The sequence below is a fragment of the Bradyrhizobium australiense genome, assembly GCF_013114825.1.
In the GTDB taxonomy this organism is placed as follows: domain Bacteria; phylum Pseudomonadota; class Alphaproteobacteria; order Rhizobiales; family Xanthobacteraceae; genus Bradyrhizobium; species Bradyrhizobium australiense.
Map to the genome: position 1 here is coordinate 1 of NZ_JAAVLX010000024.1, position 11,452 is coordinate 11,452.

Here is an 11,452-nt window from a genome sequence, read left to right on the forward strand (position 1 = left end):
GCCCCGTCGAAGTAAGTGCGAACCAAGCCGTACTCGGTCGCGGTGCGAGTATCGATCGAGAGGCCCAGACGAGAGCGCGAGCTGTAATAGTCGCTCAGGCGGTTGCGAGCACCACCCACTCCACTGTTTGCCGCGTCAAAATGGTAGCTCGTGCCAAACGTAGTTTCAGCGCGCAGATAGCCACCCAGCTTGATGCACGTGTCGGAGCCCGGAATGTAATAGAACCCAGCGCCATACAGGGAGCAGATTTTAACGTACTCAACCGCTTTAGCCTTGATCGGGAGATCAGCCGCCTGCCCTCCGCCCAAGGCAATCAGAGCCGCCGCCGAACCTAGAAAAAGGCTCTTCGCCATCTTCATGAAAGACCTCCAAATGTTTCACTTGAAGAGTGGCGCTCACCCCAGAGACTGGCCATCTCCCCCCCCATCATTCTCGACCGACAGGGCCTTCCTCGAACGCCAGCTGCTAGCCACTGGCGTCGCGGTGCGGACCATTCCGCCGCTCGCAGGGTTACGTTGACAGATTGCGTTCGATGTCGGTGTGAAAACTTTGTACGAAACGCGCAAACGCGTGGCCGCTCTGGGCCAGCGTGTTCCAATCGCGTCATAACCGTACGATTAGTACGGAAGACGCAGATGAATATACGTTTCGTGCGCATGACGATCATTTGGCGCCGTTGAATTGTACGAGAATTTCAAAAGCGCTGGTACTCAATTCGAGAGCTGCATGCAGAGAGAGATTCTGGTCAGGCTTCACAGAGCGTTCTCACCCCGCGCAACTCCCGGCGCCGATGCGAAGGGGCGCGCCCGTCAAATCCGGGCAGAGCAAGTGGAGAGGAAGAGCAGAGCGTGGCTAGCTAGTAATGGATGATCGGAATTGCAGGGTCGAACACCCACGGCCAATAGGGCATGGCGTGAACAGCCCATGCGCCGATGAAAACCCGTCGCCCACCGTTCTTTGAATTATCACACAGCTCGCGGACGCAGAGCACCAGATTGACGGCGCTGTACGAACCTGCTTCGTTCATCTTTCACTGACGCGGCGCTGAATCAGCATGCGGTAGAGTTATCACGCTTATTCAACGAGTGCGACTGCGAATAGCAGACGACATCTCCGATTGGCGCCAGCCCCTCAGATCTCATGCCGGACTGAACAGCCTTATCGCAGGTGCTGAAAACGAAAAGCAGGGACTCGGTTCGGACGGAGCCAGCGCACGCCGGAAGCAACCAATCCACGACCTCCCGCCTAGCCGATCACAATGACCTGTCAGCTTGCGTGCGTGGATCGCTCGTTCCTGATGCCATGGCGTCACGGGCCCAAGGCTTGTCAATCTGGGAAGTCGTCTCGCGTTAGTGCTGGTAACGCGATGCGGGCATTCGCGCGCGCGAGCGCAGAACGCTTGTAGTCATACGTCGCCAAGGGCTTGAGTCCAGGCTTGCGATTCAGCCCCTCCGGCCCATGCACCTTCCACGCCTTGATCCAATCGTGCAGTATCTTGCGCGATATCCCAAGCTCGCGGGCCACAGGCAGAACGCCTTCGCCTCGCTCAACCCGTTTGATTGCCTTCAATTTGTATGCCGTCGGAAACTGACGGTTCTTAGGGGTGGTTCAGAAGCTTCGTCATAAACTTGGCGAACACCTCGGCACTTCGATCAATCTCGCCACAGCTCGCTCGAGATGTTCCGGATCGGGCGATCGTGACTTCTCCCGCCGCGCAGCAACCTCGCTGTTTTGGAACAAAGTGCGCCATCGCTCTGTGGCCTAGCCGATGCTTTTACGCAAATATAAATAGGACAACGCCCGCAGGAGGAAGCAATCAAACAGCTGATGCGCTCCGGGCGAAAGTGAAGGTCACGATTGCAGCAACGGAATTTAAGGTCACGTTCTGCACATTACAGACAGAACGATTGCTTTCCATCGCTGTCCCGTGACCAAACCGGGGTCGAGTCCGCCTTCGGTTGGCAGATGAAGAATGGCACCGAGATGCTGGCGGAGCAGATCAACGCTTCCGGCGCGCCGTGCTCGGCAAGCTCGCGCTCGACGTCGAGGAAGATGCCTGCGATCCCAAACAGGCCTCGGTGGCGGAAGATCCCGTTCGTCGCGGGGCACTTTTTCTCCTGTTCGCCGACTCCGGCGTCGGCGCCGATGGCGGCGTGCTGCAGATCACGCCGGCTTCGACCAACCCGTTGTCGCCGATCGCAAGTTCCGTAACGTAGCGCGTGTCTGCGGTCGCGACGACCAGTCAGGGCCCAATTGCCGCCCGGTACATCACGAAGAACAGGACAATTGCATCGCCATCTTCAACCACAAGACCACATACGTAAGGGCCTTACTGACGAGATCAAGAAGGCCCTCAACAAGCCCAGCATGCCGAGAAGATGCACGACTCTTACAACAAGGGCGATAAGGCCGATCGTTTTCGCGTCTGAACCGCGACATTATCGGTCTCGTCTATGTCGGCGGCTATCACCAGGAAGCGGGCTAGTCCTACGCCAGATGCGCAATCAGGACCTGAACACCACGTTAAGGTCCGGCGAAGCGTGGGAATATGCCTCGATCACCGACGCCGCCATCGCAGGCCATACTGTTCACCTTCGAAACGAAGAATCCGACCGAGGCTGCGATCGTCGAAAAATTAAGGCCAAGAACATCGACCCAGGATACTACACGCTCGACACTTACGCTGCAGTGCATGTGCGGATTCCGGCCGTGGCCAGTGCGGGATTCGATTGGATGGAGTGAAGACGGAATATGAAAGATCCGACGAGTTGGTTTTGTTCGACAGAAGCAAGGCTGCACCTTTGGCTCAAGGTCTTGTGCGGGCGGAAGGCCTGCGGCCTGCCCGGCGCGGATCTCAACCCGCAGGAGATTTGGCACGAGATGGAGCGGCCTTGGACATTGTCATCTGCTGAAGGTTTGCTCCACAAGCTTCGACAGTCAGCGATCAATGGGAGATTTCGTCACATATCGCGGCGGAGCCTTGCTAAGCCACATCGTCGGAGCGCAGGTCAACGCCGTCTGGCGAACAGGACGCGGCTTCAGGATTCTGGAAGTGACGTGCGTTCGGTGCTATTTTCACGAAGCGAAAGTTCGCCGTAAACTTCATCAACCGGGCGCAGACGGTGGTTTCGGATTCGAACATGCGAAGGTCCCCTCCACTCAAGCTAGACAACGACTATATACGCGTGTTTCAGGATTTAAACCCGGCATGACTCCCGGCGCAAATGACTTTGTCATTTTACCTTTGCTAAGGCTGCACCATGGTACCACAAAAAAATCGCGAGTCGTCGAAATGTACTTGCACCGTCTGACGCAGCCGCGGCTCCACACCTAGAGGAGCGAGTGATCAGAGAGATCGCCGACGCGCGCGACCTCAATCGTCTCGTTCAGCGGGAAGAATTGGTTTCCGCCCGATGACGTTGATATCAGAAGTACCAACAATCTAGATGTCTGCGGCCTCTGCGGAATACCTCCCCGAGATGCTGCCTCAACTCCCCGTACAGCGTCTTCCGCCGGCACTTCGGAATGAAGACCACATGATATTTGCACTCCCATTTGCTGTGGCTTAGGCTCTCGTAATCGTCCATCGTCAAACTCCTTCTCGTGCGCGTGGTGGCTCACGAGTCGCGAGTTTCGTCGATGGACGACTGCCTGAAATGTCAAACTTCTGCTGCCTCCCCGGCAGAGCCGGGGGGCCTCCCTTGGTAGGCTAGGTAGCCTTCCGCCTGCGGCTTTGACTTGGTGCGCGCCACGTTGCCACGACCAACGATTGCAAGCGCTGCGGAAGGCCGTCCGTTGAGATCCAAGAGACTTGATGTTTCTGTCAGCAGCGAAAAGGCGACAGTGCGTCACCGCGGCGACCGGGCCTTCCTCGCTAAAACAGCGAGCAATGGATCTTCTGCCTCCAAACGGTCAAGGCGAAATTACCCGCCACCGAGTCACCTCATCATCTTCATTGGCCCGGCCGGTGCGCTTGGTATTGTCGAGCAGCTCAAAAAGCCCTCTCTGGGATGGCCGCCCGACTTAATCTTCGGTTTCCAAGGTAAGTCAAACCAAGCTTAGCAGATTGATACAGTCCCCAAAAAGGACCACTCCGTAAGAGTGGCCCACCAAGTCAGGGAGGAAACGCCCTTGAGGGGCCTCTGGGATCAGGCCGCAGCCTGTTCGATCGATGAGAATGGCAGGCCGAGACTCTCGGCTACGGCCCTATAAGTCAGGCGGCCCCGATAGACATTGAGGCCTGCGCGCAGATGCGGGTTTTCGAGCACGGCTGCAAATCCCTGGTTGGCGAGAGCCAAACCAAATGGCAGCGTGGCGTTATTCAGTGCCTGGCTTGAGGTGAGCGGGACAGCACCCGGCATATTAGCGACGCAGTAATGAATGACGCTGTCGATCTCGTAAGTTGGATCACCGTGCGTCGTCGGACGCGACGTCTCAAAGCAGCCACCTTGATCAATGGCGACGTCAACGATCACCGAGCCTTTGCGCATCGAACTCAACATGCCGCGGCTGACCAGTTTCGGCGCGCTCGCGCCGGGTACGAGCACCGCGCCAATGACGACATCCGCCGCAAGTACTTCCTCCTCAACGGCGTCAATGGTCGCAAACCTGGTACGAACGCGCCCCCCGAACAGCTCATCTAGCTCACGAAGCCGGGGTAGCGACCGGTCAAGGATAGTGACCTCGGCACCCAAGCCCGCCGCCATCCGTGCCGCATGCGTACCGACAACGCCGCCTCCAATCACCACGATGCGGGCCGGCTGAACACCGGGCACGCCACCGATCAATAGCCCCCGCCCGCCTGCATACCGCTTCAGGGCGCTACCTGCCGCCTCGATCGCGAGCCGGCCCGCGACCTCGCTCATCGGCGCAAGCAGCGGAAGACCGCCATGCGCATCGGTGACAGTTTCGTAGGCGATTGCGGTGCACCCAGACTTTAGCAGGCCCTTGGCCTGCTCCGGGTCCGGCGCCAGATGCAGATAAGTGAACAGGATCTGATTTTCTCGCAGCTGGGTCCATTCGGACGGCTGGGGCTCCTTGACCTTTATGATCATCTCGCTCGATGCAAAGACCTCATGCGTGGAGTCCAGAATCGTTGCGCCAGCCTTGCGATAATTGTCATCTGTTGCGCCAATACCGGCACCGGCATTGGTCTCGACCAACACGCTGTGGCCGGCGGCCACATATTCGCGGACGGCCCCCGGCGTCAGACCGACGCGATATTCGTGCGTCTTGATTTCCTTGGGGACACCGACCTTCATTTCAATCTCCTTCCTTCGTGGACGTTTCTAATCCGAAGAGCGGTGCAAACCCGCAACGCAGCGGGGCATACAATGCAGAAATTCAGCGATTTTGCCACCACAATGCAGAATTCCGAACAGATGGACGTCGACAAGGTTGATTCGACCATTCTCATCGTCCTCAGCATCAAACCCGCCGATCAGCCAGCCGAAACTTTATGACGCTATACAGCACTGCGATTGCGCGCCGACAGTCACTATACATCACGCGTATCGGGCTGACTTAACTTTGAACCGATTCGACACGATGATGCTTCCGCTCGAAATGTTCCGCAATATAGCTGCCGCCGCGGGTCACGAAGGCAGCGCTGGCCTTTGTCGTCCATGGCGCCAGTGCCGACGCTGGCATTGGTCTTGACTACCACCCTGTGGTCGGCCGCCAAATACTCGCGGACGGCCTCAGGCGTAAGACCCGCGTTGGTATTCGTGCGCCTTGATTTCCCTGGGGACGACGACGTTCATTGCAATTTCCTTACCTGGACGACCTCTTTTAATTGGAAGAGCGGTGCAAGCTGTGCGAAGCAGGCGCCAAATGGTGCAGAAATTCAGCACTGTTTGACCCCTGTTCCGCAGGTTTTCAAACAGACGGAGGCCCATAAAGTCGATGTAACAACCATCGCCAAACTAAGCACCAATACGCTGATCAGTTCGACCGAACTCGCAGCCTCCACTACTTCAAGCCGGTTCAGCCACTGATCGTATGGCTGTCCATACGCACAGTTCTCAACGACTGGCCCATCCCGACAAGGTGTCTCTCCTCGGATGCATACCTCATTCCATGGGCTTGGGCGGCCTAACGCTACGGCGACACATCAACCCGTCAGCACGCTCGATCTCGTATTTTGTGGAGCTCTAAGTTCTTCTGCAAGACGGTCGATTTCCCATCCGCGCATTCACAACGCGTGCCAGGCCACGCACATAGGCCAGCGGCTGTATTGGGCCAGCGCGCTTGTCGAGCAGCGCACCGGTGTAGTTGCCGCCACCGATTCTTCTGCCGTCGCTGCGCATTGGGCACCACGAGGGGAGCGCCGCGCTTCTGCCACTGTTCGGCACGCATCTCGATTCCTGTAGACCCTTGCGCCCGACGGCGCAATGCAGGGTCCTCGCGCGCTCAACTTCGCATTCGATGCCGTGCTTCTCGATGAGTTCGAAAACCTTTTGTGGTCCACGATCGAGCAGTTTGATCAGCCGCTCCCCGAACGGAAAGCCAAGAGTCGCTGTGAGCATGTCGGGCATGATCCACATGCCCGCATTGACCAGCCCGACGTTGCGCCCAGAACCACCGAATCCTATTTCGGATGCTTCGAACAGGCCGACGCGCACGCCAGCTCCGCAAGGTGAATGGCCGAAGAGAGTCCAGTATATCCGCCGCCAATCACAACAACGTCGGCTTCCGCATCTCCTACAAGAGGACCGGTATCTGGCGACGCTAGAGCAATCAGCTCCCATAGGTCGTGCGATTTCGGATCGCCTCGCATCCGACAAACTCCTTCGGCCCAGGATTGTGAATGACGTCGGCCTAAAGATCAGCGCAATTCCCGCAGAAGTAAAATCCCACATTGGGCACGCGATCTGATCGAGCTGAGCGGCACATTTTTACATCCTCTCCAAGGAAGCCGACAAAGCATAAGTAAGATTGTTCAGGCTCTGACGAATCCGGCGCAGCGATATGGGCCCTTTCGGCTGAATCTTTATGATCGCCAGGATGACTTGCGAGGCTATCGCTTCGAGAGTTGGAGGACAAACTTCATTGAAATGCGGCCATGGCCCAGCATAGACAGGACAGTCTGTATCCATTTCTTTTGCTAAGCTGAGGACATAAGAACAATCTCCCAGACCTGTCGGAACAAAGAAAAGCGGCGGTTGCGACCCATAGCACGAACGGAAAGCACTTGAACTGTCTTGCGGTGTGGCTCCAAATCAATCTTCGATGCAAGTTTCTTTCAGGGAGATTACACGCTTCTCGGCCGCGCCCTTCCCTTGCGCCACCACCACCGCGTCGCGCACCGACGTGCTCAGTGAGCCATGCCACGATCTCACCGGGCTCGATCCGGAAGCCGCGGATCTTCATCTGGTCGTCGTTGCGGCCCAAACCGCCAGATTGCCATCCGGCAAATAGCGCGCAAGATCGCCGGTCCGGTACATCCGCGCCCCTATCTCCCCGCTGAACCGATCGGCCAAAAACGGCTCCGCGGTCAGCTCGGGACGGTGCAGATAGCCACGCGCGAGCCTTGCGCCGCCAATGTAAAGCTCACCCACCGTGCCAAATGGAACGGGTTCACCATGATTATCAAGCAGGTAAACACGCGTGTTCGCGATCGGTCGGCCGATGGGAGGCAATTGCGGCCAACATACTGAGTCAGCCGCAAGGTGGTGCTCGTGCTCTGTGACGACGTAGGTTTCTGTGGGTCCATACTGATTGATCAAGCTCGCCCTCGAGTGCAATTCGAAGAACGAGCTGAGCATTGGGGTGGCCCGCAATTGCTCACCCGATGTATAGATCTCCCTTAAAGAGGGCAGCAGCACTCCCTTAGCGCCCCAGACCTCCGCAAAATGGTTCAACGCTACGAACGGGAGGAAAAGCCGCTCGATCGCCTCCCCCACACAAATTCCAGTAAGGCGGAGAAGTCCGCACGGGTCTCTTCCTGCGCGAGCACGAGCAGGCCACCATCCCTCCAACAACTGAACAATTCCTGGAATGACACGTCGAAGTTCAGGGTCGTGAACTGAAGTGTGCGTCGTTTGGGCGCCAAGCTCCAATGTCGACCAGAGCAAATTCATCAGCGAGCCGTGGGACATTTCGACGCCTTTGGGCGTGACTGTGGATCCCGAGGTGTAGATCACATAGGCAAGATGGCGTGAGGTGAGGCCGAGGGCGCGAGGATCCAAATCCGACGTCGGCAGGTCCGCCCAAGCCGGCGTCGCCTTCTCGAGATCGATCAGCGTCACATCGAGGCCCACATCGCCAAGCGCGGCGCTTCCCGCCGCATCGGCCAGCACCAGCTGCGGCGCCGCATCCTCAAGAACCTGCCGCAGCCATGCGGACGGATAAGCCGGATCGAGCGGCAGATACGCGCCCCCTGCCTTCAGGATCGCGAGCAGCCCCACCACCATCGCTACGCTGCGCTGAAGGCAGATCGCGACCGGCTGATCCGGCTTCACCCCGAGCGCGATCAGATGATGTGCAAGCCGGTTCGCGTGCGCATTGAGATCGCATAGCTTAAGCGCTCGCCCGCATAGGTCACCGCCATCGCATCCGGCGCCTGGCGCACCTGCGTCTCAAACAGCTCATGGACGCACCGCTTGGACGGATAGGGCGCGGCCGTCCGGTTCAGCTCCTCCAAGAGGTATGCGCGCTCATCGGACGACAGCAGCTCAACCCGTGCGACCGGTTGCTGCGCATCGCGTTATCACAGCACACAACAAGTTTTGCAAGTGCTGCGTCATACGGTCGATCTGTTTTGGGCGCCAAGCTGAATAGCATCAAAGTGCCACCGAAAGCTCCCATCGACAGCGCAAACCTCAAACGTCAGCAAATCACCGGATAAGGCTGTCTCAGAACTCGGGCTCGAAGCTAGATCACCAGCGGCAGAACAGCTATTAGCGGTCACCGTCACGCCAATCGACCAGGGCTCGGCGCGATTGTAGCGCCTCCTTGACCCGCAAGGTTGGAGAGCGCGCGATAAGATCCCGCGGAAATGCTCCTTCAGATCCGCGCATTCGGCCGCGACCGCCCTGCGTACTCCTGCAAAATCAGGACCGAGATCGATGGTCATTTGCATCGGCACGACAGAGGCGACAAGCACCTCCACCGCCCCATCCCGGCTCGCGATCCATCTGTTGTGGGAGTCCACCCCAATTGAAGCTCTGATTCGCCCGTGATGCGGGCGAGATAGATCAGCCAAGCACTCAGCAAGTACTCAGTGCGATCAACTGGCGACAACTCGGCCAAGGCCTAGGTGCGCCTTGGGCAGACACAACGGATTGGAATGATACGGCCCATAGTCTAAGGCGCGTGTGATCGTTGAGAGATCTTGCGCGGATCGATTCCATCGCGGACAGCCCGCAGCATCTGGGCGTCGACGCCTCGGAGAAACGCTTCCGTCCACTGGCGCCTGCGAACCGGCATGGAGCTCTCCATACGTTAAGCCAGCTATAAGCTCGCGGAACCTTCGACAGCGGCTTCATGACATTTGAGGTTCAGGGTCAACGCCGTATCGGTTGACGCAATGGAAACTTGGCGCTCAACCACCAACTCGCCCGGATTAATACCATCATTGATACGATGCCACGCGATGTCATAGTCGGTCTCTCGGGCCAGCCGCGCCCAAGACACCGAATGAGCTCCCACATATCGTGGCAACGGACCGTCTTGATAAATGAAAGCGCCTTCACAGACTCGGACGCGCGCAGAGCTCTTCAACATTCTCTAGGCACAAGATATTGGCGCGAGCAGCCCAATCCCGGAATATGGCGTAGGCACACAGCGCCGCGCAGACGACATGACCCATCGTACTTACTAGCTGAGCACATCTGATAGTTAGCCTACCACTACCAACAAAGATGCTGGAGCGAATTGATGCGGCTGCAGGTCGTTGCCCATCCCAATCGTCCGGTTTGCAAGCGTCTGCGAGCACCGAAGCAGACCAATGTGCCATGTTCAGCTACTCCATGCTGTAGGTTGGGGAGTTCTCGCAGTATGCTCCGCACCACACACATCGCGACCTAATCCGGCCACACTGGTTTGCATTGGCTCGGGAGTAACCGGGTTGAATTCTAATCAAAGCCAGCCAGCGTTGAGAGTTATCCAGCGCGATCAACGACAACGGCACCCGTGATGGAAGCGGCAAAGCTTCACTTGATGAAGCCGCGCTCAACGGTGCAGCCCCATGGCGTGGATTTGGATCAGTCGAGCAAGCTTCATCTGTGTCCGTAGGCGGGCATCTGCGGGACCGCCATGATCGCAACAGATCCTTCACCGTGTCCCAGCAATCAGCGTGCTACCCAAAAGGTTGAGCAGGCCCCGCTTGAAGAGGCAAAAGTCCATACACTTCACTCCGTGGCGAAGAATACTTAAGCGTTGCTGTTGAGTTGCGGACATACGTCCTCAACCCGTTAAATGACCCAAGGTGACCTCTTGAGGCGGTCGCACGCCTGCTTAAGGATGACGACTCCCCTAGCTTCAACTTGATGACAATCTCTCTTGAAAAAAGTCTCTTGTAATCAGTGCCAGAACACCAGATCCGCCAATTGGCGCAATTCAAGCTCGCCAGACGGGATCTTGAGCAATTCGCTGTCCCGAAACAGTCGCACAAAAATCGAAAGCAGCTTTGGCACGGCCAATATTATCCCACAGGACATTCACATCGCGCTTGAGGATGAGCGAATAGTTCCTTTTCGCTTTGATCATAGTACTCGCCCAGCAAAATAGCCCGGAATCTCCGATTGTCCTCCCGACAACCGCCCTATTCCCGGTTTAGAGACGCTCTCCCTCAAGAAAATCCTACATTTTCGCGGTGAATTTCGATTGCGATGCCGGAAGGCTGACCGGCGCGATGCCAGTCAGCTGCAGCCAAGGCAAATAACCCTAAGGCTGCGGGGATGCGGCCAGCCATGCTTTAGTCTGGCCTGCCGCCGAGATCTGACTGAACTGGATGGCCTGCCGCTCGAACAGCCCGCGATGGACGCCGCCTGGCCGCGCGATCAGCGCGGCGTGGGTGCCCTGCTCGACGATCTCGCCGCGGTCGAACACCAGGATGCGATCGAGGCTGCGCACCGTCGACAGCCGATGTGCGATCACGATTGAGGTGCGTCCCTTCATCAGCCGCTCCATCGCCTGCTGGATCAGCGCCTCGGCGTTGTAGAGACCGGGAGTACCAGTCGCGACCTGAGAACCTAATGATGTCGTATAGGCCGTCCCGCCAGCGCCGGTACCGCTATAGGTACCCGTCGTCCAAGTCCAGGCCCCGTCGAAGTAAGTGCGAACCAAGCCGTACTCGGTCGCGGTGCGAGTATCGATCGAGAGGCCCAGACGAGAGCGCGAGCTGTAATAGTCGCTCAGGCGGTTGCGAGCACCACCCACTCCACTGTTTGCCGCGTCAAAATGGTAGCTCGTGCCAAACGTAGTTTCAGCGCGCAGATAGCCACCCAGC

At 57.8% G+C, this 11,452-nt stretch carries 13 protein-coding genes and 3 pseudogenes; 4 read left to right on the forward strand and 12 right to left on the reverse strand.

The features are described from left to right. Both HCN58_RS34820 and HCN58_RS34825 read right to left on the reverse strand, forming a co-directional pair. On the reverse strand, nucleotides 1-359 hold a 359-nt coding region (locus HCN58_RS34820), incomplete at its 3' end, for a porin (RefSeq protein ID WP_171583807.1). 967 nt (nucleotides 360-1,326) lie between these two features. Further along, a pseudogene (locus HCN58_RS34825) lies at nucleotides 1,327-1,587 on the reverse strand (helix-turn-helix domain-containing protein); the annotation flags it as partial. A 371-nt stretch (nucleotides 1,588-1,958) separates the two neighbouring features. Here HCN58_RS34825 and HCN58_RS34830 point away from each other — a divergent pair. Then, on the forward strand, nucleotides 1,959-2,216 hold the full coding sequence (locus HCN58_RS34830; protein WP_171583809.1) for a hypothetical protein: 258 nt from the start codon (nucleotides 1,959-1,961) through the stop codon (nucleotides 2,214-2,216). 280 nt (nucleotides 2,217-2,496) lie between these two features. Beyond that, nucleotides 2,497-2,742: a hypothetical protein gene (locus HCN58_RS34835; RefSeq protein WP_171583810.1), complete on the forward strand. Its 246-nt coding sequence runs from the start codon at nucleotides 2,497-2,499 to the stop codon at nucleotides 2,740-2,742. Between the two features lie 241 nt (nucleotides 2,743-2,983). Here the strand turns inward: HCN58_RS34835 and HCN58_RS34840 are convergent, their stop codons facing one another. From HCN58_RS34840 to ald, 3 genes and pseudogenes are all read right to left on the reverse strand, one after another. Further along, complete coding sequence (locus HCN58_RS34840) at nucleotides 2,984-3,142, reverse strand: hypothetical protein (protein ID WP_171583811.1); 159 nt, start codon at nucleotides 3,140-3,142, stop codon at nucleotides 2,984-2,986. A 316-nt stretch (nucleotides 3,143-3,458) separates the two neighbouring features. Further along, nucleotides 3,459-3,587, reverse strand: a pseudogene (locus HCN58_RS34845) (transposase); the annotation flags it as partial. A gap of 561 nt (nucleotides 3,588-4,148) precedes the next feature. Continuing rightward, nucleotides 4,149-5,261, reverse strand: coding sequence for an alanine dehydrogenase (gene ald / locus HCN58_RS34850; RefSeq protein ID WP_171583812.1), 1,113 nt, complete (start codon nucleotides 5,259-5,261; stop codon nucleotides 4,149-4,151). 72 nt (nucleotides 5,262-5,333) lie between these two features. On the opposite strand from ald, the gene HCN58_RS36955 reads away from it, so the two are divergent. Together HCN58_RS36955 and HCN58_RS34855 are read left to right on the forward strand one after the other, a co-directional pair. Then, nucleotides 5,334-5,462 (forward strand): hypothetical protein, encoded by a 129-nt coding sequence (locus HCN58_RS36955; protein ID WP_283814698.1) that lies wholly within the window; start codon nucleotides 5,334-5,336, stop codon nucleotides 5,460-5,462. A 192-nt stretch (nucleotides 5,463-5,654) separates the two neighbouring features. Further along, nucleotides 5,655-5,996: a hypothetical protein gene (locus HCN58_RS34855; protein ID WP_171583814.1), complete on the forward strand. Its 342-nt coding sequence runs from the start codon at nucleotides 5,655-5,657 to the stop codon at nucleotides 5,994-5,996. Between the two features lie 156 nt (nucleotides 5,997-6,152). On the opposite strand, the gene HCN58_RS34860 is transcribed toward HCN58_RS34855, so the two are convergent. The 7 genes and pseudogenes from HCN58_RS34860 to HCN58_RS34890 all read right to left on the reverse strand — a co-directional run. Continuing rightward, nucleotides 6,153-6,623 (reverse strand): FAD-dependent oxidoreductase, encoded by a 471-nt coding sequence (locus tag HCN58_RS34860; RefSeq protein ID WP_171583816.1) that lies wholly within the window; start codon nucleotides 6,621-6,623, stop codon nucleotides 6,153-6,155. A 273-nt stretch (nucleotides 6,624-6,896) separates the two neighbouring features. Further along, nucleotides 6,897-7,151 (reverse strand): annotated as a pseudogene (locus tag HCN58_RS37735) (hypothetical protein); the annotation flags it as partial. A 216-nt stretch (nucleotides 7,152-7,367) separates the two neighbouring features. Beyond that, nucleotides 7,368-8,462 carry an AMP-binding protein gene (locus HCN58_RS34870; protein ID WP_311966947.1) on the reverse strand — a complete coding sequence of 365 codons (1,095 nt, stop codon included), beginning with the start codon at nucleotides 8,460-8,462 and terminating at the stop codon, nucleotides 7,368-7,370. An 11-nt stretch (nucleotides 8,463-8,473) separates the two neighbouring features. After that, a complete protein-coding gene (locus HCN58_RS34875; RefSeq protein ID WP_171583817.1) occupies nucleotides 8,474-8,644 on the reverse strand; it encodes a hypothetical protein in 171 nt (56 codons plus the stop codon). Nucleotides 8,645-9,453: 809 nt separating this feature from the next. Beyond that, nucleotides 9,454-9,726 (reverse strand): formyltransferase family protein, encoded by a 273-nt coding sequence (locus tag HCN58_RS37740; protein WP_376701262.1) that lies wholly within the window; start codon nucleotides 9,724-9,726, stop codon nucleotides 9,454-9,456. Between the two features lie 834 nt (nucleotides 9,727-10,560). Further along, nucleotides 10,561-10,710, reverse strand: coding sequence for a hypothetical protein (locus HCN58_RS34885; protein WP_171583819.1), 150 nt, complete (start codon nucleotides 10,708-10,710; stop codon nucleotides 10,561-10,563). A gap of 177 nt (nucleotides 10,711-10,887) precedes the next feature. Next, on the reverse strand, nucleotides 10,888-11,452 hold a 565-nt coding region (locus HCN58_RS34890; RefSeq protein WP_171583820.1), incomplete at its 5' end, for a porin.

Excerpts from the sequence above, each read along its gene's own strand:
- HCN58_RS37740 (WP_376701262.1), bottom strand. The coding sequence starts at position 9,726 with ATGTTGAAGAGCTCTGCGCGCGTCCGAGTCTGTGAAGGCGCTTTCATT.
- HCN58_RS34885 (WP_171583819.1), bottom strand. The coding sequence starts at position 10,710 with ATGATCAAAGCGAAAAGGAACTATTCGCTCATCCTCAAGCGCGATGTG.
- HCN58_RS36955 (WP_283814698.1), top strand. The coding sequence starts at position 5,334 with ATGCAGAAATTCAGCGATTTTGCCACCACAATGCAGAATTCCGAACAG.
- ald (WP_171583812.1), bottom strand. The coding sequence starts at position 5,261 with ATGAAGGTCGGTGTCCCCAAGGAAATCAAGACGCACGAATATCGCGTC.
- HCN58_RS34840 (WP_171583811.1), bottom strand. The coding sequence starts at position 3,142 with ATGTTCGAATCCGAAACCACCGTCTGCGCCCGGTTGATGAAGTTTACG.
- HCN58_RS34835 (WP_171583810.1), top strand. The coding sequence starts at position 2,497 with ATGCGCAATCAGGACCTGAACACCACGTTAAGGTCCGGCGAAGCGTGG.